This is a genomic window from Glutamicibacter sp. AGC46 (assembly GCF_053543715.1).
Window position 1 is genome coordinate 209336 of record NZ_JBLVOJ010000024.1, and the last position, 21773, is coordinate 231108.

Here is a 21773-nt window from a genome sequence, read left to right on the forward strand (position 1 = left end):
TTTCCCACTGCCCCGCGGCAATGCGTTTGCGCTGGAGACAGCTGCTAGTCGATCGAAGCCATCAGCTCGACCACGCGGTCAAGGAATGCATCGACCTGCGATTCCTCGTAGCCATCGGTTCCCTGCGAAGAGCGGAATTCCACGCGGCGTACGGTGTCAACGGCCATGGGCACGTCGTTCTCGAAATAGTCGATGAGCTGATCGCATAGGCGATCGACATCTTCGATGTTGTAGCTCGACGCGTTGGAACGCGACGGGCGACGGAAACGCTCACCCTTGGCACGGTGCAGGCGGCCACGCAGGATCGCGGCCAGGCGGCCTACCTGCTGCAGCCAGACCTCCTCGCCCTGATGGGCAATCAAGTCGTCGCGCTCGCGCTTGGCAAAGACATCTTCCAAGCGGTCCAGCGCACCATCGACTTCGCGGGCCTGGTACCCGCCCTTCTGCGGCGCAAAAGTGGTGCGGCGGATCAGGTGGCTGGTGACCACACTGTCGTCGTTTCCTCCACCGTTGAAGGTGGCGCGGGCACGGCTCAGGAATGCATCAACTTGCTTTGCGTTGTAGCCGAATTCCGAGTCCGGTACGCGGGAAAACGGAGCATCTTGCTGCTGCGACACGACAGTTCCTTTTTCTCTAGAGAGATATCAGTTGGGTACCCCGGTAAGGCGATACCCCTCATATTCTATTGGCTTGGGCCAATAGTTGGCTTAATGGCCACACCAGCCAGTGCATTCCAGTAGAGGATCACACCCGCTGGCGGGACCGGTCAGAAGACTTCGACGCTCCAGGCCAACACATGCGAAATCACGTAGCCCAGAGGAATGACAAACAATATCGAGTCCAAGCGATCCATGATTCCGCCATGGCCCGGCAGCAAGTTGCTCATGTCCTTGATGCCCAGTTCACGTTTGACCATGGATTCCGCGAAGTCGCCAGTGGTCGCGGCAATGGTGGTGAAGAACGCCAAGATGACGCCCGTCCACCATGGCATTTCCAGCCAGAAGTGCATTGCGCAAGCACCAATAGCCATCGAACCAATCATTGATCCGGCGAAGCCCTCCCAGGACTTTTTCGGAGAAATCTTTGGCGCCATCGGATGCTTGCCTATTAGCACACCCACGATGTAGCCGAAGGTGTCGTTGGCGACCGCGAGCAGCAAAAGCGTGGCAATGAGCCATTGGCCATTCTCGGAATCAAGAATCAGCAGGGCGAAGGAAAGCAGCAGCGGCACCCAGCTGATGATGAACACGCTGCTCATCACCGAGGCCACAGCACCCTTGAGTCCTTCCATGAGCCGGAAGAGCAGAGCGATGAGGATACAGGCAATGTAGCTGAAGCCAAGGGCTTCCACCCCGCCCCAAATGGCACTGACCGGCAGCAAGACCGAGGACAGGTACAACGGCAATTGAGGCACCGCGGTCTTGGCGTGAGTAGTAGCTCTCGCAACTTCCCAGCAGCCAATGCCGCTGAGGGCAATCAGCGCGATGACCAACAATGGCTGCGACCACATCAGGCCAACGAGGACGACGCCGAGCATCAGCAAGCCTACGCCGATTGCCGCGGGCAGGTTGCGTCCGGCGCGCGATTTCTTCGGCTCCGGGGTTCCTATCAACAGCTCGGCAGGGATGTCTGCTTCTGCCGCGTCGGGCTGGCCGGTCTCGGCCAGGTCCGTGGAGTCGGAAACCGGTGGAGCAGGCACCTTGCCCTCGGCAGGCGCTGGATTCTGCGCCGCTGATTCGGCGTCCTGTTTGGTCGCTTCGCCCTTCGCTGGCATACCACCCTGGGCAGCTGGGGCCGCTAAGATCTTGGCTTTGCCGGGTTCCGCCGATTCTACGGGCTCAGCCGGTTCCTCGGCTGGTCCGGCCTGCTGGGCAGCTACCGGCCCCGGAGCCGCCACCGACTTGGACGTATCTGCCTTGAAGGCTGCCTTGGCACGCTCTTTCGCTTGCCCGGTATCAGCCGTAGCGGCTGCATCCTTGCCTGGGGAAGCCTCGGCTGCCGGGTTCGCGCCAGCCCCTGGCTGAGGGGTCGGCAAAACGCCATCGGTGCCGGCAACTTGCTCCACGGCTGGTGCCGGTGCTGGCGTGGCCATTGGAGCAGCTACCGGATTGGCCGGTTCAGTCGTGACCGGTTCTTGGATTCCAGTGGCAGGTTCTGGAGTTTCCCTAGCCGCGCGGTTCTTCATGAAACCGCGTTTTTTCCCCTTGGCGGCAGCCTCGCGCTGGGCACGAGCTTCACGTCGGGTCAGGGGCTGGGATTCTCCGGATGCCACTGAGGGCACCGCCGAAGCGTTGCCCTCAGTGTTGTCTGTCGAGCCTGGCATTAGACTTCCAGCAGCTCTGCTTCTTTTTTCTTCAAGATCTCGTCAACTGCGTCAACGTGCTTCTTGGTCAGCGCGTCGAGGTCCTTTTCTGCACGGGTGCCCTCGTCCTCGCCAATTTCGCCATCCTTGACCAACTTGTCGATGGAGTCCTTGGCCTTGCGGCGGTGGTTACGCAGCGCAACGCGGGCGTCCTCACCCTTGGCCTTGGCCAGCTTGACGTATTCCTTGCGGCGTTCTTCGGTCAGCACTGGAAGGACAACGCGGATCATCTTTCCGTCCGAAGATGGGTTTGCCCCAACTTCTGGATCGCCCAGAGCCTTTTCGATTGCGCGCATAGCGGTCACATCGAATGGGGTGATGGTGATGGTGCGTGCTTCTGGCACTGCGAAGGAAGCCAACTGCTGCAGTGGGGTCGGGGAACCGTAGTAGTCCACCATGACCTTTGAGTACATGCCTGGGTGGGCGCGACCGGTACGGATCGTCGCGAAGTCCTCCTTGGCGGCCTCAATGGTGCGTTCCATCTTTTCGGCGGTTTCCGCCAGCGTTTCGTCAATCACCGGTACTCCTCAAGTACTTCATCTGTGTTTCCGCTACGGGAAATTAAATCTACTTCAATCCTAAGCCACGATCACCGATTAGACGGTGACGGTGGTGCCAATCCGCTCGCCGCGAATTGCCGCGGCCACGTTTCCTTCGCCTTCCATGCCGAAGACCAGCATATTGAGCTTGTTGTCCTGGCACATGGTCATGGCGGTCTGGTCCATTACGCGGATGTCGTTGACCAGCGCGTCGCTGTAGGTCAAGGTCTCCAGCTTCTTGGCGGTCGGATCCTTCTTCGGATCCGCGGTGTACACGCCATCGACGCCCGACTTGGCCATCAGAACTTCGTCAGCATCGACTTCCAGGGCACGCTGCGCGGCCACGGTGTCGGTGGAGAAGTACGGCAGGCCTGCGCCAGCGCCGAAGATGACAACGCGGTCCTTTTCCATGTGGCGGATGGCACGGCGTGGGATGTAGTTTTCTGCGACCTGGGCCATGGCGATGGCCGACTGGACGCGGGTTTCGACGCCGCATTGTTCCAGGAAGTCCTGCAGTGCCAGGCAGTTCATGACGGTGCCAAGCATGCCCATGTAGTCTGCGCGCGAGCGGTCCATGCCGGAGGCCGAGAGTTCTGCGCCGCGGAAGAAATTGCCGCCGCCAACCACGATTGCGACCTCTACTTCGCCTACGGTTTCAGCGATCTGCTTGGCGATGCCGCGAACGGTATCCGGGTCAACGCCGATCTTGCCGCCGCCGAATACTTCACCGGAGAGCTTGAGCAGTACGCGGCGTCGTTTGGTTTCTGGGGTGCTTGGCATGAGGTGTCTTACTCCTGGAGGTCGGAATCAAGCTGGGGGGTACTACTTCCCAGATCCCAAGCTATCGTGAGATCCGGGCTCAAGAAAAGGGAGGCGAGTCACCGAGTTTTCTCTCGGTGCTCACCTCCCTTTGATCTTGTGCACTCAGGTTGCCCTGAACGCGGTTCGCTTAATGCGTACGGCTAATGCTTAGAGCTGTAAAAGCTTAGGCACCAACGCGGAAGCGTGCGAAGGCAACTGGCTTGGTGCCAGCTTCTTCGAAGACCTTGCCTACGGACTTCTTTGCGTCCTTGGCGAAAGCCTGGTCAACCAAGACGATTTCCTTGAAGAAACCGGTCAGGCGGCCTTCAACGATCTTGGTGAGTGCAGCTTCTGGCTTGCCCTCCGCGCGAGCGGTTTCGTCTGCGATGCGGCGCTCGTCGGCAACCTTGTCAGCTGGAACCTCCTCGCGGGACAGGAAGGTAGGAGCCATTGCAGCGGTGTGGACAGCAACGTCGTGTGCGACGGTTGCGGCAGCTTCGCTGTCAGCGTCAACAGCCATCAGAACGCCAACCTGAGCTGGCAGGTCCTTGCTGGTCTTGTGCAGGTACGAAGCAACCTTGGCACCCTCGATGCGTGCAACACGGCGTACAACAACCTTCTCGCCGAGGATTGCGCCCTCTTCGATAACGATGTCGCCAACGGTCTTGCCGTCCAGCTCGTAAGCCAGCAGTGCTTCTGCATCTGCAGCACCGGAAGCCACAGCGGCATCCAGGACCTTGTTGGCCAGTGCGATGAACTTCTCGTTCTTGGCAACGAAGTCGGTCTCGCAGTTGATCTCGATCATGACGCCGACGTTGCCTTCAACCTTGGCAGCAACCAGGCCTTCAGCGGTCGAACGGCCTTCGCGCTTGGTAGCGCCCTTCAGGCCCTTGACGCGGATGATCTCGATGGCCTTCTCGGCGTCGCCGTTAGCCTCGTCCAGTGCCTTCTTAACGTCCATCATGCCGGCGCCAGTGCGCTCGCGCAGTGCCTTGATATCAGCAGCGGTGTAGTTTGCCACGTGCAATCCCATTCAGCTAGGAGTTTCAAGTTTATTTTGCTTATGGGACGGGTCGGATTTCCGGCCCGTCCCACAAGACTTGGTGAAGTTCACCCCGAGCTACACGCTAGTGGGCCCAGGCAAACTTCTGGAGTCACCGAGGTGACTACTTGGCTTCTGGTGCCTCAGTTGCATCGTCTGCAGCTGGTGCTTCAGTTGCAGCTTCTGCAGCTGGAGCTTCGGCCTTGGCCTTCTCGCCCTCAAGCAGCTCGCGCTCCCACTCAGCCATTGGCTCAGCAGCACCCTCGGTCTTGCCGGCAGCCTTGTTGTTCTTGGCGATGAGGCCTTCGGCCACAGCGTCAGCAACAACGCGGGTCAGCAGGTTGACGGAGCGGATTGCGTCGTCGTTGCCTGGGATTGGGTAGGTAACTTCGTCCGGATCGCAGTTGGTGTCCAGGATGGCCACAACTGGGATGCCCAGCTTCTGTGCTTCGTCGATAGCCAAGTGTTCCTTCTTGGTGTCAACGATCCAGATAGCGGAAGGGGTGCGGGTCAGGTTACGGATACCACCGAGGTTGTTCTGCAGCTTGGTCAGCTCGCGCTTCAGCAGCAGCAGTTCCTTCTTGGTGTGACCGGAGCCAGCAACGTCCTCGAAGTTGATCTCTTCCAGTTCCTTCATGCGCTGAACGCGCTTGGAGACGGTCTGGAAGTTGGTCAGCATACCGCCGAGCCAACGCTGGTTCACGTATGGCTGGCCAACGCGGTTAGCCTGCTCGGCGATCGATTCCTGAGCCTGCTTCTTGGTACCGACGAACAGTACGGTGCCGCCGTGGGCAACGGTCTGCTTGACGAACTCGTAAGCGCGGTCGATGAACGACAGCGACTGCTGCAGGTCGATGATGTAGATGCCGTTGCGCTCGGTGAAAATGAAGCGCTTCATCTTTGGGTTCCAGCGACGGGTCTGGTGGCCGAAGTGGACGCCGCTGTCAAGCAGCTCTCGCATGGTTACGACTGGCATGTCGCAACTCCTTTCAGCAGTGGCGGACCGGGCGCGCATGCGCCCGCGGTAACTGCTCTTGTTTGTTCGGGTTGATGCAGATAGCCATTGTGGATATCCGCCCTAGCACGAATACCGATAGATGCTTGGCATCTCGCCTTCGGTCCACCGATTCTCTCGGACCACTGGAACCTCAGGCCACAGCTCATGAAGCTGTGGATACTCATACGCGAAGTCAATCCCCTGCCCGACGCACCCAGTTTTGGACACACCTGTGACAGGACACTGCTGTTTCAAGTGTACTACAGAGAACTCAACGCTTTACACGGCGATATCGGTGATCTGCAGCCCATTCGCTTGCCCACAATTCGCTCTTCCAACTGCTCAAGATCCGGCTATTGGCTCCATCCTGAGAGGATGAAATCCAATTATCTAGTCGCCGGGCTGCAGGTTTTGCTGCTGGCCTTCAGTGGTCCTCCGGCCTCGCCCCTGACTGCGGCGCCACAACCAGTCCAAGCACAAGCTGCACTCGCCGCCGGCAACGGCTGGCGTTGGCCGCTAGCTGGCGAACCGGAAATTCTGGAGCCCTTCGATAAGCCGGAGGAGAATTGGCTTCCCGGTCATCGCGGCGTGGATTTGGCTGCCAGCTCCGGAGACTCGGTCTTCGCGCCCCAGCGCGGCCAAGTCGCCTTCGCTTCAGTGATCGTGGATCGACCCGTGCTGGTCATCGACCACGGTTCCGGATTCAAGACCAGCATCGAACCGGTAGCCGCCGGAGTCTCGGTGGGCGATTGGGGCGAGGCTGGCGCGAAGGTGGGACAGGTAGCAACCGGGGCGCACTGCTCGGGCCGATGCATTCACTGGGGCGTGCGGCTCGAAGGAGAATACATTGACCCGGTGTTGCTGATCCGCGACATGCGTCCATCAATACTCTTGCCGCTGCACGAATGACCGTGAAGGCTCCCAGGGGTGCACCATGAAGAGCCACGGTTACTGTCGCGGGTCTTGCAGACCGGATCCTCTGCGTGTTCTTGCCCCTGGCGAGAGCTCCATGCCGCGCAGCCGCGTGGCCTGTTCCTTGGACTGCCATGAGAGTTGCAAGTTGGCACCGCGCAATGGGCTGGGAACTGGCTTCTTCCAGTTTCCAGACCCCGGAACGAAAAATCGTCCAGCAGCTTTTTTGCATAAGCTGCTGGACGATCTTGTTTGGTAGGGAGTATGGGACTTGAACCCATGACCAAGGGATTATGAGTCCCCTGCTCTAACCAACTGAGCTAACTCCCCACATGGGCCCATCGCCGAAGCGGCGTAACCACACTCGAAATATTCTAGGGCATCACTAGCCGAAACACCGACTTGACGCACCCGATGACGATGAACCTATTAATGGGTGGAAACTTCGTGGCCGCGGTAAAGGGCTTCGAAGGAGTTCATTGTCTTTTCCTGCGCGTGGTTCTTCACCTTTTCGTGCCCGGCTTCACCCATCTTGGCACGGCGCTGCCCATCCAAGGCAAGAACCTGGTCTAGCTTGTTGGCCAGATCCTGCCGGTCTCCCGGCGTGAACATGTAACCATTGATGCCTTCGTCTACCAAGTGCGGCAGGGCCATCGCGTTGGCCAGAACGACGGGTTTGGAAGCCGAGAGTGCTTCCAGGGTTACCAATGACTGCAGTTCGGCCGTGCCTGGTTGGCAGAACACATCGCAACGCAGGTAGGCCTGGCGCAGTTGTTCATCACTTACATGCCCAAGGAAACGGACACGGTCTCGCAGCTGCAATTCGTCGGCGATCTTCTCCAAGTGAGCGCGTTGCTCTCCCCCGCCAACAATTTCAATGATGGCATCCGGCACCTGGCTCATTAAAGGCAATGCCTCGATGAGTTCATTGATGTTCTTCTCAACGGCAAGACGGCCTGCGAACAAGATCGTGGGGAACTCGTTTTTAATGATTTCTTCCCCTGCCGCCAGCTCGTAGTTGCCGATCTCGATCCCGTTAGACAGCGGAAGCACCCGGTTCAGTTTGGCACGCTCACGCATTGCCTTGGCCGCCAGTGGAGTCGGGGTCGTGACGGCGTCTGCCCGCCCAAAGATCTTCCCCATGTCTCTCCACGAATTCTGCGCGACAATTCGCTTGAACCACTGCGGGAAAGGCAGGAAGGGGTCAAGGTTTTCCGGCATGAAGTGGTTCGTGGCGATGGAACGAACCTTGTTCTTGCGAGCCCATCCGATCGTGCGCTGGCCAATCATATAGTGGCTCTGGGCGTGGACTACATCGGGCTTGATATCCGAGAGCAGCTTGCTGATCTGCCGATTGACTTCCCACGGGAACACGATACGGAAGTACTCGTGGGTAGGTACCGAATGCGATTCCAGACGATGCACAATTGCTTCATCACGGATCTCGGTGTAGGTCTTGCCCTTATCTCCACGGGCCGCCAGCACATGCACCCGGTGGCCGCGTGCATGCATCGCAGTAGCCAACCGGTAGCAAAACATCGCTGCACCGTTGACGTCTGGCGGATAAGTGTCAGCAGCAATGACGATGGTCAGCGGTTTTTCCTTGGCCACGAGCATCCTTCGGCGTTCACACGCGTTGTAGTTTCTATTAAAATCTGCAGCTTCAGTCTATTTGGAATCAGGCATGGATTTTTCTGCTTCAGTCTGGTTCCGGCGTTCAATTACGTCCGGGTGATGCCTGGATAGTGCGGTCACACCGACGATAGCCAAACCAGCAGCCACCAGCATCAGTACGGTGACCAGTACCGGAACATCAGGACGCAGCTCCCCGAGGATGCCGATTCCAATGGCAATGCCAATTATCGGGTCAATCACCGTCAACCCTGCGATGACAAGGTCAGGAGGTCCCTTTGAGTAGGCCTTTTGCACAAAATATGAGCCGAGAAGGCCAGCTACAACTACCGCTAGGCCAGCCAGCCAAGGCAGCTGGATAAAGCTGCCGTCGCCGATATTCATCACGGCGATTGCAATGGTTCGAACCAGTACGGCGACGAATCCGAATAGGACGCCAGCACCGAGGATGAAGAAGAACGCACCGAGCTTCTTGTGGAAGAAGATGGTGGCCAATCCCACGATGGCAACGACTACCGCCAAGATCATTTCAATCAAGTGCGCTTCGTAGTCGTTTACCTCCTGGTTGCTGCTAGTGGCAGTGACGGCCAGAAGCACGAAGCCAACCGAACCCACCATGCAGCTGATGATCGCCAATACGGTGGGACGATTCATCGTCAGGTCGGTTTCCTTGGCATTGACCATCGCAGTGATCACCAATGCAATGGCACCAATTGGCTGCACCACCGTCAAGGGCGCGCTGGCTAGCGCGAAAACATTCAAGGCCATGCCAAGAGCCATCAGCCCCAGTCCGCTCATCCAGCGTTTGTTGCGGGCCAGCTTCCCGACATTCTTAATTGTCAGGTCCAGACCGCCAACAGCACTGCGGACTGCCTGCGATTGGAAGTGCGCTCCAAAGGCAAGACAAAAGGCACTGCATAGTGCCGCTGCAATAGCGATCCAAACCATGTCAGTGCCTTTCTAGCCTAAGTTTTCATACGACGGGGCACGCGCACGCTTGGTACGGCTAATGCCTGGCCCCGTCGGCGAAAGACCTAGGAGCGCTTGAACAATGCGCGGACTACAGCCATCAGCGCCAGCCCGGAACCTGCCATCACGATATACGGTCGTGCCTGCTCTAAGCGGTTTGAGCCGGCTCTGTCAGCCTCCGATTGGTCTTCGGAAGACGAAGACGAGGAAGGGCGAACGAATCCCTTCGCCTTGGCGGCTGCTCCGGAGAACTTTTCCCCAGCTCCCTGGGTGAAGGAACGAATCTTGTCGATCTTGGCCAGTGGCGCTTGCACGCTCTCGCCCAGGTTGTCACGCAGAGCCTGGATCTGGCGGCGGCGACGCTTGGTGCGAAGGATCAGCTCATCGGCACTTGGTGCCGGAGGCTTCGGTTCCTTCTTCTTTTCAGCCTTCTCGTCATCCTCAGCCGACTTCTTCTTCAGCGGCTCATCAAGAGTGCTGACATCGAAGGCGCTGCCGTCCTTGAGCACGCCCAAGTCGTGGCGGAGTCCGCGAATAGCTGCTTCCGGTTTCAGCGGCAGTGCCTTCTTGACCTTGGCATATCCAACCAATCCCAAGATGGCAGCAACCAGCAAGAAGAATCCTGCAACGATCAATGCGGCTGCCCAACCGGGCAACCAGAGAGCCAATACATTGACCAGGGTAACGACAACAGCAATGACGAAGAGCAACACTACGAGCAGTGCAGCTCCGGCGAGCGCCGCCGCCATGCCAATGCTGATTCCCTTGCCTTTGAGTACCGTAGTCGCGAGTTTGATCTCGTCCGAGAGCTGTTGTGGAACAAGCTCCTTGAGACCATCAACCTGCGTCTTAGCACTCTTGACACTCGACTTAAGGCTTTCGTCAGCTTGCGTCGATTCAGCTTCAGACATGGTTTCTCCATATTCTCGATCGCTCAGCAACCGGTACATCAAACGCTAACACCCCGGTTGCCGCATACGACTCAGTCTTCAGGCGTAAAACCCACTGCCTTTATCTCATGCTGTGGGTGTAACTGTTAACGATTCGAAAGTCTATCGTCTAATCACCTGTGGTTATAGGAGGTTCGGGTGTTGCTGGGTTTTCACTTCGAATTTGCGCATGGCAACGACCGCTTTTGGGTAAAACAAAACCTCCCAGCTACTTGCGGAGCTGGGAGGTTTCTTTGGCTCCTCCAACTGGACTTGAACCAGTAACCCTTCGATTAACAGTCGAATGCTCTGCCAATTGAGCTATGGAGGAATGCAACGAGTAATACTTTAGCACTGGCCAAGTGCGGTTTTCAAATCGGAAGTTCCCGTTGCGGAGCATGCGTTCCCTGCCCCGAATTTCCGCCATTTTCCGGGCGAGACCGGATGCTTATCCACCAGGCAGCAGCAAACTATTTTCTGTGATCTGCCGCATATCTGGCCAAATCCAGCAGCTGCTGGGCTGATTGTTCCCATGAGTAGTGCCCGGCTCGTTCCACGGCGCGTTGCGAATACTGTCTCCAGGTAGCCTGCTCATCCAAAGTGCGTACTTGGTCCGCGAAGCCTTGTGCATCATCTGCCGAAGCATACAGCGCGGCGTCATCCGCGACTTCCCTGAAAATCGGCATATCGGTGGCAATCACCGGAGTTCCCATGCTCATCGCCTCGACCAGGGGAAGCCCGTAGCCTTCTTCTCGCGAAAGGGTTACCAAGGCAGTGCATTCGCTGAGCAGCTGTTCGTATTCCTCATCGCTGACACCGCGGTGGAATACCACTGTGGATTGCGAGGGGATGAGCTTGGATAATTCAGCATGACGTTGCTCGTTGATCCCGCTTAGCAGGTGCAGCTCATAGTCCGGCAGGTGCGCCATGCCGCGGATGAGTGTCTCGACGTTCTTGTATTCCATGAAGGAACCCATATAGACCAAGGTCTTCTTTGGGCGCTTCGCTTGGTCTCGACGAGCAAAATTTCCGGTGGGGGCGTTGAACACCAGTCCAATATGCTTCTTGGTCAGTCGATGCCTGCGCATGAGTTCGGCTGTGGTGTTGGAAACGGTAGCCACCGCGTCGGCACGATTCAGGAGCATCCGCTGCGGCCAGTAGACCTGATGGAACAAGTACCATCCAGCGCGAATCGGAGCAGGCAGGAACTTCGGTGCATGCGGATGCGAGTAGTAGATCAAATCATGCAAGGTCAGGACCAAGGGATATTTCCGCCCCAACGATCCGATGGTCTGCATGGGCGAGAACACGACATCCGGCTTGAGCTTGTTGATCTGCAGGGCGACGAATGGCTCGAGCACGCTCGTGGGCCCGGAAATCTTCAGATACGGAACATCGGGGAGCATTGCCAGCTGCCTGGTGTCGTTGACCAGCATCGTGACCTCGGCAAGCTTGCTGGCGGCCTCGATCAACCCGGCGGTATACCGGCTAATGCCATCATGGTGGGTGATGCGGGTGTATCGAGCGTCGATAACGAGTTTCACGTGCGCGGTTGCCTTTACTTCGTGGTGCGTATGCCTTCCAGCCTAACGGCTTGCCGGGCCGCGCATCACTAGGTAGCTAATAACTGAGAGGGTTGCGGCAACGACCCAGGCAAGCAGTCCAGCGGTAATCCCCCACGCGCTGGCCATTGCCCCACCAACTAATCCGCCAACGGGAACTACTCCAAAGGTGAATAACCGGCGTGCGCTTAAGACTCGGCCCAGCAGCTGCTCCGGAACGATCTGCACAATCCAGGACGAGGCAGCAATATTGAAGAGCAGCACGACGATTCCCCATCCCAGCGCGAAAATTCCCAGCAGCACCATGGACCACATTTCGGTTGCATAAGCCGCGCCCAATACGCAGCCCGCCAAAACTGCCTGCATCGAACCGGTGTAGATCAGCAAGGTTGCCGGAGCGAATTTTCCAGCCAGCGTTCCTGCGATAGCAGCTCCAATTAGCCCGCCAACGCCACTCACCGAGGCGAAAAGGCCGTACCCGAATTCGCCAAAGCCGAGCTCGTTGATAATGAAGATCGCTTCTACCGATGACCCGATGGCCAGCCCCAAGTTGGAGAACATCACTGCAACGGTAATTGCCAAGAGCAGGCGGTGCCGGGCCAGATACCTGAGGCCAGCCAGGATGCCGCCCTTTTCGGGCGACGGCCCGGGGCGGCGGCCAGGGCCTTGCGACAGGCGATAGGAACGCACCTGCAGCGCCATCAGCATTGCCAGCAGGCCCAGAGCCGCCGAGATGCTCAGCAGCGCTGGCGCTCCCCACAGCGCGAAGCCGGTTCCCGCCAAGGCCGGGACAATCACGGTCATTGACTGGTCCGCAGCTCCCAGCGAGGCGATCAGCTTGCTGATGCTCGCCGCTCGGACTTCAGGCTCATCTCCGATGAGCTGCGGAACGGCAGTGGTTTGGGACGTTTCGGAAAAAACATTGCAGAAGCCGAGCAATGCGCACAACAGCATCCCCAGCGGGATCGTTAGCTCCTCGGCGAAGGACAGCGCCGCTAGGCACCCCAGCAGGAAAAGCTTGGACCCGAGACCGATGCGCAGGACCCGCAACGCGGAATACTTGTCGACCAAATGGCCCGCGGGGATGCTCGCGAGCACAAAGGAAAGGGAACCAAGCGCATTGAGCACTCCCATCTGCATGGCAGTTGCGCCAAGGGTACCCACGAACAGCAGATCAATCGTGATATCAGAAAGTGAGCGTCCTGCCGCGTCCGTTGCGTTCGACCCGAGGAGCAGACGCTGGGATCGCTGGACTTTTCCTGGGCTTACCGTGGCCACTTGCCCTCCCTTGCTCTAACTGTTTGATCATACAGCTCTAGCTTGAAAGTGCAATCAAACGATTAGTGATAATTCCGGGACATTGGAAGTCGAGAAGTTCTCTCCACTTCAACCCCGCAGCGGTCCAGCTTCAGCCTCGCTCAGATGCAGGTCAGCGGGTAACTTATCACAGCCGGGCGCCACCCGCAGGAAAATGTAGAAACTTTTCTCCTGGCGGAGAGAGTGAATTACTCGGCTTGCATTAACTAATTGAAGTGTGATGTTAATAGATTCTTGTTAGGTGAGCCTGACCAACTATTGATTGTCTCTATCTGAGGAGCATGCTTTTGGGTGCCTCACTGCCTACCCTGCAAATGCCTGATCTACCACTGCCGATCTACGATGATTCGTTGCTCTGCGCAGACACCGCCCGTGTCTACGAAAACGAGTCGCGTGAAGCCATTTCACGCGTGGCCCACCGATTGGCATCGGTGAACGCGCCGACGACCGGACCGACTCCGCAGCAGTTGCAGGAACGCATCGACCTGGTCGACCTGCATAGTCCATTGGGTTCAACCCAGGACTCGTTCACCGAGCTGAATGAGTTGTATTTCAACGACGCGGTCTACTTCCACGATCCGAAGTACGCGGCGCACTTGAACTGCCCCGTCGTGATCCCTGCGGTGGTCGCCGAGAACTTCGTCACGAGCATCAACACCTCGATGGACACTTTTGACCAGAGCGCTGGAGCAACACTGATCGAGCGCAAGCTCATCGATTTCACCGCCGATCTGATCGGCTTCGGGACCGGGCAGGCCGACGGAATCTTTACCTCTGGCGGAACTCAATCCAACCTTCAGGCCATGCTGATCGCACGAAACACCGCTACCGCAAAGCTGCGGGGCACCTTGCCTGAACGGCTGGCTAATCTGCGGATCTATTGCTCGGAAGATGCGCACTTCTCGATTCGCAACGCCGCGATGCTCCTTGGTCTGGGCTACGACGCGGCCGTGGCGATCCCTACAGACGCCCAGCACCGCATGGATGCGCATGCATTGCGCGTGCGCCTGGACGCAGACCTCGCCGCCGGATTGGTGCCCATGGCCATCTCCGCCACCAGCGGCAATACCGACTTCGGGGCCATCGATCCGTTGCCCCAGCTACGTGCTATCGCCACAGAAGTAGGCGCGTGGTTCCATGTGGATGCCGCATACGGTTGCGGCCTGCTCGTCTCCAACTCCCACCGCCACCGGCTGGACGGCATTGAATTGGCCGACTCGGTCACCGTGGATTACCACAAGTCCTTCTTCCAGCCCATCGGCTCCAGCGCCCTGGTGGTCCGCTCGGCGGCCTCCATGGAATCCATCGCCCACTATGCCGAGTACCTGAACCCGCGTGCGGAGGCCGAGTCCACCCCCAACCAGGTCTCGAAGTCCCTGCAGACCACACGGCGCTTCGATGCGCTGAAGCTGTGGGTCACGTTGCGCTCTTTGGGTGCCAGCCGTTTGGGTGCCATGTTCGACCAGGTCATCGCCTTGGCAGAGGACGCTCAACAGGAAGTTGCCATGCGCGCCCAGCTACGGATGGCAGCCGACGTGCAGCTGAGCACGCTGGTCTTCTCCTTTGAAGATCCACAGCACCCATTGGAACTGGACGAGCACAATGCCCTGGCCAACCAGATCCGCCAACGCCTCTATGCCAGCGGCGAAGCGATGATCGCCGCCACCACAGTCAAAGGCAAACGCCTGCTGAAACTGACGCTGCTCAATCCGAATACGACCCTGGCCGATATCAGCGAGATCCTCGACGCTATCTGCCGGATTGGTTCCGGACTGCTGGCCGAACGCACCCTTGGAGAGAAGAAATGATTGAACCTACCGAGCACTTTGACGTCATCGCTATTGGCGCTGGCCCTTTCAATCTGGGTTTTGCCGCCTTGGCCGATGGATTGGATGATCTGCACGTTGCAGTTCTGGAAGCCGGAGAGAAGTTCGTCTGGCACCCTGGCATGATGCTTCCCGGAACCCATCTCCAGGTTCCCTTCATGGCAGATCTGGTGACCATGGCGAACCCGACCAGCAAGCATTCGTTCTTGAACTATCTCAAGGAAAAACAGCGGCTTTACCCGTTCTATATCCGCGAAGACTTCTACGCGCTGCGCGAGGAGTATTCCAACTACCTGGCGTGGGCCGCAGAAAATATTCAAAGCGTACGATTCGGGCACCGGGTGCTCGAAGCCGAATACCACGACGGGGTCTACCTGTTGTCGGTGCTCACTGCCGCAGGACTGACCCGATTCACCGCAGACAAGTTGGTGCTGGGCACCGGATCCCAGCCTTATCTGCCGCCGGTTCTCACCACGGAAGCACAAGCCACCGGCAACGTGGTGCACTCAAGCGACTACGCCTTCCACCGCGAGAAACTCCTATCCTCCCGGACCGCAGGTTCCGGCCCGAAAGTAACTGCTGTGCTCGGCAGCGGCCAGAGCGCCGCAGAAATCTTCTTGGATCTTCTGCGCAGCTTGCCAGAAGAGGATCATCTGGTGTGGGCAACGCGTTCAGAACGCTACTTCCCGCTGGAATACACCAAGCTCACTTTGGAGATGACATCTCCGGAATACATCGACCACTTCCATGCCCTGCCCATGGATCAGCGGGATGTCCTGTCAGCAGAGCAAAAGGGGCTCTACAAGGGGATCAACGCGGACTTGATCAACGAAATCCACGAAGAGCTCTACCAGCGAAGCGTCAATGGCGCAGCGAATGTGCACCTGCGTACCGGCTGCGCGGCCACGAGCATCGGCGCTGACACGGATCACCTGGCCATCAGCTTGCGCCATGAACGCACCGGTGAAGACCTGGAATTCCTCGCCGACCACCTTGTCATGGCAACCGGCTACCGCGCAGGCACTCCGGACTTCTTGCAAGGCATCAGCCAACGCATCGATTACCTTCCCGATGGCCGCTTCAATGTAGATCGCGAATATTCCATCGGGTTGGACCAGGACATCTTCGTGCAGAACGCTGAACTGCACACCCACGGCTTCACCGCTCCGGATCTGGGCATGGGAGCCTACCGCAATTCAGTAATTATCAACCGCTTGGCTGGACGCGAGGTCTACCCGGTCGAGCGACGGATCGCTTTCCAGCGATTCGGCGCCGCTGAACTCAGCGGCTTGCCCACTTCCGCCACTGCCAGCGCACGAGCCTAAGGAACTTCCGATGACCAACTACACTTTCCGTTCCGTGACGTTGCCCGGGGATACTGCGCTGCTGCATTCGTGGATTGCCACCGCGCATGCCTCCTTCTGGGGCATGGCCAACGCAACCGAAAAGGAAATCGAAGCAGAATACCGCACATTGCTTGGCACCCCAGGCTACGAAGTCCTCTTCGGCATTGATGCATCAGGGGACGAGAAATTCCTTGTCGAGCTCTACGACCCAGCAGCATCGCCACTGGCCGATGCATACAACTGCGTCCGCGGCGACCGTGGACTGCACTTCCTGGCTCCGGCAGCCACCGAGCCGCAGCCTGGGTTCACCCTCGACGCTCTCTCCTCGGCCATGGTCCAGGCTTTCGCCCTGCCCGGAACCGAACGAATCATCGTGGAACCTGACCTGCGCAACAAAGCCATCCATGCCCTGAATGCCCGCGTTGGCTTCAGCCCGGTACGTCCAGTGGAGCTTTCCGAGGCAGACGGCTCAATCAAGCAGGCTCTGCTGTCCATCTGCACTCGCCAGGATTTCGAAACCGCTACCGGCCGCGGCTTGGAATCCTCATTCCTCTCCCCTGCACGTTGGGACATCGCCAACCGCCATGTCTTGGCCAAGGCCCTGGGCGAATTTTCGCATGAGCGCCTCCTGGAGCCTGCCGGCCATGGAGAAAACCGCTACTCAGTCCAGAAGGATGCCCACCGCTACAGCTTCAGCGCCCAGCGGTACCAGCTGAACCACTGGTTGGTTTCACCGCAGTCCGTGGAACACCACCACTTCGTTGACGGCAGCTGGCAGCAGGCAGAGGTGGACGCCATTGAGTTCATCACCCACTTCTGCCAGGAACTCACGCTTTCCCCGGTGCAGCTGCCCACCTACCTTGAAGAGCTCTCATCCACGCTGGCCAGCCACTGCTACAAGCAGGTTCATGCAACCCATAATTCAGCACAGCTGGCCCGGTTCGACGGCACAGCCGCACAGTCCTTCCAGCTCATCGAATCTTCCATGACCGAGGGCCACCCGTGCTTCATAGCCAACAACGGAAGAATGGGCATCGGGCGCACCGACTACCTGAGGTACGCCCCCGAAACCGGTTCCGCCCTGCACCTTGGCTGGGCTGCCGCCCACAAGTCCCGAGCACAATTCGACGCCGTGGATTCGCTGGATTACGAAGGGCTGCTGGCCGCCGAGCTGGATCCAGCCGAGCGCCAGCGCTTGGATGCGGCCTTGGAGGCCTCCTTGTTCGGCACCGGCTATGCAGCCGGGGACTACATCTTCATTCCGGTGCACCCTTGGCAATGGGAGAACCGCCTGTCGATCACGTTCGCCAATGATATTGCCCGCAAGCAATTGATCTGGCTGGGCACCAGCGTTGACGAGTACCAGGCGCAGCAGTCGATCCGCACCTTCTTCAACCTGTCCAACCCGGAACGACACTACGTCAAGACGGCAATGTCGATCTTGAATATGGGGTTCATGCGAGGGCTCAGTGCCGAGTACATGAAGGTGACTCCCGCGATCAACCAGTGGTTGGGCGAGTTGTTCGCAAAGGACCCGGTGCTCTCGATCCAGCCGGTCGCCCTGCTGCGTGAAATTGCGGCCGTAGGCTACCGCAACCCGCAGTTCGAAGCAGCCACCGGCAAGAGCGATCCGCAGCGGAAGATGCTGGCTGCGCTGTGGCGGGAGTCCCCGATCAGCCTGCTGGGCCCGGAAGAAAAGTTGGCTACGATGGCCAGCCTATTGCATGTCGATGCGTCCGGCAGGTCCTTTGCCGGCGCCCTCATTCGCCGCAGCGGGCTAGCACCGGCCGACTGGCTAAGCCGTTACCTCGATGCCTACCTCATTCCGCTGGTGCATTGCCTGGCTGCCTATGATTTGGTGTTCATGCCGCATGGCGAAAACGTGATCATGGTGCTTGAGAACGGTGCTGTGAAGAAGGTCCTGCTCAAGGATCTGGGCGAAGAGATTGCCGTACTCTCGGACCGGGTGGAACTCCCGGAGGAGATTCGCCGGGTACGCACCGGTGGAGATCCGGTTTTGTCGGTCTTCACGGATGTCTTTGATTCGTTCTTCCGCTTCCTCGCGCCGCTGCTGGATGCCGAAGAACTGCTTTCCGAAGCAGATTTCTGGAAGACCGTAGTTCAACGGCTGCTGGATTATCGCGGGCAGCACCCGCAGTTCGCTGAACGCTTTGATCAGCTGGGACTTTTTGCGCAGAACTTCCCGCTGTCTTGCTTGAACCGCCTGCAGTTGCGCAACAACCAGCAGATGCTGGATCTCGCCGACCAGTCCGGAGGCCTGCTCTACGCAGGCGATCTGGAGAACCCGCTGGCCACCGCCCTCATTCCCGCTGGCTGATTTGCCAGCTTCCCCAGCATCGCGCCGTACAGTCATCGTGCGGCGCGATGCTTGCTATTTCCGCGGCTGTGCCGTGATCCTGCGTGCCAGCTCGCCGACCCCTGCGCCCTGAAGCCGCGGGAGGACCTGTTCCCTTCCGGCCATCGCCAGGACCAGATCCAGCAATTCGCCACGCACCTCGGGACCGTTCCCGCAACTGAAAGCGTCGTCCACCGCCGACATCCGCAACCCCTTAACCAGGGTGCTGCTATTGACTGCGAAGTCCTTGGAGGCGAAGAATCCTGCCACCGCTCGCAGTGCCGTGGGTTCAGGCCGCAGGATCAGATCGAGCGCCTGGACGATGTCCTGACCGTGCACTACCACTTCGCCCAGCAAACCGGTCACCGAGTTCAGCGGGGCAATGGACTTGCTGGCAGAACGATTGAAATTATCCAGCGTTTGCCGGGCGCCGTCCCCGAGCTGCGGGCGCAGCAGCCGCTCGTTGTGCCGGTCGGCATTGAATCCGGAACGAGCCATATTCACCAGCCAGCGGGCGGTCGAGGTGGATCCGGCGGCCGCCAGATGCGCCGCCACATCGCGGATCTGCCAGTTCGCGCATAGCGATGGGGCGTTCCACTGCTCCGGAGCCAAGCTGCCCAGCAATCCTGTCAACCGCGCACGCTCGGCATGGACCAGCTCCCAATGCCATCTCGCATCCTTCATGGCGCCTCATCTCCATAGATCCAGTACCGGCTCAGCTTCCAGGAGCATACCGGATTTCCGGTTGCGCCATCTTGCCACTGGTCAAATGGTGGTTCTCCAAAGCTCCGAAAAATATCTGGAAAATCTTGGTACTAAGTATTGCTAAATACCGCTACTTAGTTCTACTATCTACTTGTACTCAATGACACTAAGTAGAGAGGGGTGCACCATGGCCACACAGATGACCGAGATGCTCAAAGGCACCTTGGAAGGGATCGTCCTGGCGATCCTGGCCGAACGCCCGGCCTACGGATACGAGATCACCACGGAACTGCGCGAACGCGGCTTCACCGATCTGGCCGAGGGAACCATCTACGCGCTGCTGGTGCGCATCGAGCAGAAAGGCCTCGTCTCGGTGGAGAAAGTCCCGTCCGAAAAAGGGCCTCCCCGCAAGGTCTTCACCCTCAACCCCAGCGGCAAGCAGCAGCTCGACGACTTCTGGACCACCTGGAACCTGCTCGTCTCCCGCATCAACAACCTCCCCCACCCGAGCACCCCGCAGAAAGGGCACTGATCATGGTCGCCAAATGGATTGAAGCTTTCACCGGCTCACTGGAGCAGAAGAAGCAGTACAAGCAGAGCATGGCACGCCTCAAGGCCCTGCCCCAGCCCTATGCCAAGGCCGCTGCAGGAGTGCAGCGCTACCTGCTGAACCAGAGCGGGGTCACCGACGCCGAAACGATGATCTCCATGTATTCGGACCTGGCCGACCTCTTCGAAGGAGCAGCCGCCAACGGCACCGCGCTGCGCGAACTGCTTGGCCAGGACCCGGCGGAATTCGCCGATGACTTCGCCCAGGCCTACGGGGGCAAGCGCTGGACCGACAAGGAACGCACCCGCCTGGCCGACACCATTTCCGAAGCAGAGAACGAATCGAAGGAGCAATGACATGAATACCGCATTGGCCCCGGAACCGGCCATCGAGGTCACCGGACTGGCCAAGTCATTCAAGAAGCTGCCCGTGCTGCGCGGACTGGACTTCACCGTGCAGCCTGGCAGCATCTTCGCCTTGCTCGGTTCCAATGGCGCCGGCAAGACGACGCTGGTGCGGATCCTGGCCACCCTCCTTCCCGCCGATGCGGGAACCGCCCGGGTCTGCGGAGCTGCAGTGCGCGAGAACCCGGTCCAGGTCCGCCGGTCGCTGGGCCTGACCGGGCAATTCGCCGCAGTGGACGAGGTCCTGACCGGGCGCGAAAACTTGCTGCTGATCGCGCGGCTGCTCCGCTTGGAGAATCCGCGGTCCATCGCCAACGGCTTGCTGGAGCGCTTCAACCTCTGCGACGCAGCGGACCGGCCCGCAGGAACCTACTCCGGCGGGATGCGCAGGCGCCTTGATATCGCCATGGGACTGGCCGGCAACCCGCCGGTGCTCTTGCTCGATGAGCCGACCACGGGACTGGATCCCCAATCGCGCCGCGAGACCTGGCAGGTGATCCGCGACTTGGCCGAGTCCGGCACCACGATCCTGCTCACCACCCAGTACCTGGATGAAGCAGAGCACCTGGCCGATCAAATCGCCATCCTCCACGAGGGCACCATCATCCACCAGGGCACGCTGGCCGAACTCCAGGCCCTGCTGCCGCCGGCCACCACCGAGCTGGGGGCCAAGCGGCCGAGCCTGGAGGAGATCTTCCTGGAACTGATCGGCCACCACCAGCGAACCGAAGGGAGCAAGCCATGAGCATCGCGGCACTGCGGGAAACCAGAATCCTCACCGGGCGCTCGATGCGCCACGTTGTCCGCAGCCCCGACACCATCATCACCACGGCCATCACCCCGGTGGCCATGATGCTGCTGTTCACCTACGTTTTCGGCGGGGCTATCGGCACCAGCGCCACCGGACCGTATATCAACTACCTGCTGCCCGGGATCCTGGTCATCACCATCGCCTCCGGGGTCGCCTACACCTCCTACCGGCTGTTCCTGGACCTGCGCGATGGGCTGGTGCAGCGCCTGCGCTCCATGCCGATCTCCCGCTCCAGCGTGCTCTGGAGCCATGTGGCGACCTCGTTGGCGGCGAACCTCCTGTCCCTGGCGCTGGTACTGGGGGTCGCCCTGGCCATGGGCTTCCGCTCCTCCGCCTCCATGGCAGCGTGGATCGCCGTGCTCGCGCTGCTGTGCCTGGTGACCCTAAGCCTGACCTGGGTAGCGGTGCTTGCCGGCTTGAGCGCGAAATCGGTGGATGGCGCCAGCGCCTTCAGCTACCCGCTGATCTTCCTGCCCTTCATCTCCTCGGCGTTCGTTCCCACCGAGTCAATGCCCGGGCCGGTGGCCTGGTTCGCCGAGCACCAGCCGATCACTGCCATCGTCGATTCGCTGCGCGCCCTGCTGTCGCAAGAACTCGTGGGTTCCGAGCTCTGGATCGCCCTGGCCTGGCTGGCAGGCATCTTGATCCTGGCTTGGGCGCTGGCCACGCGGATCTACCGGAGCAAGACCTCCAGCTGAGCGGCGGGGGCGCGG

General features: G+C 59.4%; 20 protein-coding genes and 2 tRNA genes. 8 read left to right on the forward strand and 14 right to left on the reverse strand.

Features of this window, described 5'->3' with window-relative positions; translation table 11 throughout:
- Window positions 1–44: 44 nt before the first annotated feature.
- From ACNPM8_RS12995 to rpsB, 6 genes are all read right to left on the reverse strand, one after another.
- On the reverse strand, window positions 45–617 hold the full coding sequence (locus ACNPM8_RS12995; RefSeq protein WP_105657242.1) for a DivIVA domain-containing protein: 573 nt from the start codon (window positions 615–617) through the stop codon (window positions 45–47).
- A 149-nt stretch (window positions 618–766) separates the two neighbouring features.
- Window positions 767–2323, reverse strand: coding sequence for a phosphatidate cytidylyltransferase (locus ACNPM8_RS13000; protein ID WP_332486626.1), 1557 nt, complete (start codon window positions 2321–2323; stop codon window positions 767–769).
- Window positions 2323–2880 carry a ribosome recycling factor gene (frr, locus tag ACNPM8_RS13005; protein ID WP_105657241.1) on the reverse strand — a complete coding sequence of 186 codons (558 nt, stop codon included), beginning with the start codon at window positions 2878–2880 and terminating at the stop codon, window positions 2323–2325. Before frr ends, ACNPM8_RS13000 begins: the two co-directional genes overlap by 1 nt.
- A gap of 78 nt (window positions 2881–2958) precedes the next feature.
- The gene (gene pyrH / locus ACNPM8_RS13010; RefSeq protein WP_105657240.1) at window positions 2959–3681 is read right to left on the reverse strand and encodes a UMP kinase; all 723 of its coding nucleotides are present in this window, start codon (window positions 3679–3681) and stop codon (window positions 2959–2961) included.
- Between the two features lie 205 nt (window positions 3682–3886).
- A complete protein-coding gene (gene tsf, locus ACNPM8_RS13015; protein ID WP_105657303.1) occupies window positions 3887–4723 on the reverse strand; it encodes a translation elongation factor Ts in 837 nt (278 codons plus the stop codon).
- 145 nt (window positions 4724–4868) lie between these two features.
- Window positions 4869–5720, reverse strand: coding sequence for a 30S ribosomal protein S2 (rpsB, locus tag ACNPM8_RS13020; protein WP_105661810.1), 852 nt, complete (start codon window positions 5718–5720; stop codon window positions 4869–4871).
- Window positions 5721–6116: 396 nt separating this feature from the next.
- On the opposite strand from rpsB, the gene ACNPM8_RS13025 reads away from it, so the two are divergent.
- Window positions 6117–6650 carry a M23 family metallopeptidase gene (locus tag ACNPM8_RS13025; RefSeq protein WP_448939971.1) on the forward strand — a complete coding sequence of 178 codons (534 nt, stop codon included), beginning with the start codon at window positions 6117–6119 and terminating at the stop codon, window positions 6648–6650.
- 256 nt (window positions 6651–6906) lie between these two features.
- On the opposite strand, the gene ACNPM8_RS13030 is transcribed toward ACNPM8_RS13025, so the two are convergent.
- The 7 genes from ACNPM8_RS13030 to ACNPM8_RS13060 all read right to left on the reverse strand — a co-directional run bounded on the left by ACNPM8_RS13030 (window position 6907) and on the right by ACNPM8_RS13060 (window position 13023).
- A tRNA-Ile gene (locus ACNPM8_RS13030) sits at window positions 6907–6983 on the reverse strand.
- A gap of 99 nt (window positions 6984–7082) precedes the next feature.
- The gene (locus ACNPM8_RS13035; protein WP_105657237.1) at window positions 7083–8270 is read right to left on the reverse strand and encodes a glycosyltransferase; all 1188 of its coding nucleotides are present in this window, start codon (window positions 8268–8270) and stop codon (window positions 7083–7085) included.
- Between the two features lie 51 nt (window positions 8271–8321).
- Window positions 8322–9233 carry a DMT family transporter gene (locus ACNPM8_RS13040; protein ID WP_388023973.1) on the reverse strand — a complete coding sequence of 304 codons (912 nt, stop codon included), beginning with the start codon at window positions 9231–9233 and terminating at the stop codon, window positions 8322–8324.
- Window positions 9234–9319: 86 nt separating this feature from the next.
- On the reverse strand, window positions 9320–10165 hold the full coding sequence (locus ACNPM8_RS13045; protein WP_181149034.1) for a phage holin family protein: 846 nt from the start codon (window positions 10163–10165) through the stop codon (window positions 9320–9322).
- A 273-nt stretch (window positions 10166–10438) separates the two neighbouring features.
- Window positions 10439–10514: transfer RNA gene (locus ACNPM8_RS13050), tRNA-Asn, on the reverse strand.
- A 139-nt stretch (window positions 10515–10653) separates the two neighbouring features.
- Window positions 10654–11727, reverse strand: a complete 1074-nt coding sequence (locus tag ACNPM8_RS13055) for a glycosyltransferase family 4 protein (protein ID WP_388023974.1) — start codon at window positions 11725–11727, stop codon at window positions 10654–10656.
- Between the two features lie 42 nt (window positions 11728–11769).
- On the reverse strand, window positions 11770–13023 hold the full coding sequence (locus tag ACNPM8_RS13060; protein ID WP_448939972.1) for an MFS transporter: 1254 nt from the start codon (window positions 13021–13023) through the stop codon (window positions 11770–11772).
- A gap of 353 nt (window positions 13024–13376) precedes the next feature.
- On the opposite strand from ACNPM8_RS13060, the gene ACNPM8_RS13065 reads away from it, so the two are divergent.
- The 3 genes from ACNPM8_RS13065 to ACNPM8_RS13075 are packed head-to-tail and all read left to right on the forward strand — an operon-like array spanning window position 13377 to window position 18572.
- Window positions 13377–14870 carry a pyridoxal phosphate-dependent decarboxylase family protein gene (locus ACNPM8_RS13065; protein WP_448939973.1) on the forward strand — a complete coding sequence of 498 codons (1494 nt, stop codon included), beginning with the start codon at window positions 13377–13379 and terminating at the stop codon, window positions 14868–14870.
- Window positions 14867–16213, forward strand: coding sequence for a lysine N(6)-hydroxylase/L-ornithine N(5)-oxygenase family protein (locus ACNPM8_RS13070; protein WP_332728074.1), 1347 nt, complete (start codon window positions 14867–14869; stop codon window positions 16211–16213). The genes ACNPM8_RS13065 and ACNPM8_RS13070 overlap by 4 nt, the downstream gene beginning before the upstream one ends.
- Before the next feature lie 10 nt (window positions 16214–16223).
- Entirely contained in the window at window positions 16224–18572 is a 2349-nt protein-coding gene (locus ACNPM8_RS13075) for a GNAT family N-acetyltransferase (RefSeq protein WP_448939974.1), read from the forward strand.
- Window positions 18573–18626: 54 nt separating this feature from the next.
- Here ACNPM8_RS13075 and ACNPM8_RS13080 read toward each other — a convergent pair whose 3' ends face one another.
- Window positions 18627–19274 carry a maleylpyruvate isomerase family mycothiol-dependent enzyme gene (locus ACNPM8_RS13080; RefSeq protein WP_448939975.1) on the reverse strand — a complete coding sequence of 216 codons (648 nt, stop codon included), beginning with the start codon at window positions 19272–19274 and terminating at the stop codon, window positions 18627–18629.
- 208 nt (window positions 19275–19482) lie between these two features.
- Between ACNPM8_RS13080 and ACNPM8_RS13085 the strand changes: the two genes are divergently transcribed.
- The 4 genes from ACNPM8_RS13085 to ACNPM8_RS13100 are packed head-to-tail and all read left to right on the forward strand — an operon-like array spanning window position 19483 to window position 21758.
- Window positions 19483–19827: a PadR family transcriptional regulator gene (locus ACNPM8_RS13085; RefSeq protein ID WP_105661795.1), complete on the forward strand. Its 345-nt coding sequence runs from the start codon at window positions 19483–19485 to the stop codon at window positions 19825–19827.
- 2 nt (window positions 19828–19829) lie between these two features.
- Window positions 19830–20201, forward strand: a complete 372-nt coding sequence (locus tag ACNPM8_RS13090; protein ID WP_105657228.1) for a DUF1048 domain-containing protein — start codon at window positions 19830–19832, stop codon at window positions 20199–20201.
- Between the two features lies 1 nt (window position 20202).
- The gene (locus tag ACNPM8_RS13095) at window positions 20203–20994 is read left to right on the forward strand and encodes an ABC transporter ATP-binding protein (protein ID WP_448939976.1); all 792 of its coding nucleotides are present in this window, start codon (window positions 20203–20205) and stop codon (window positions 20992–20994) included.
- A complete protein-coding gene (locus ACNPM8_RS13100) occupies window positions 20991–21758 on the forward strand; it encodes an ABC transporter permease (protein ID WP_448939977.1) in 768 nt (255 codons plus the stop codon). The genes ACNPM8_RS13095 and ACNPM8_RS13100 overlap by 4 nt, the downstream gene beginning before the upstream one ends.
- The last annotated feature ends 15 nt before the right edge of the window (window positions 21759–21773 follow it).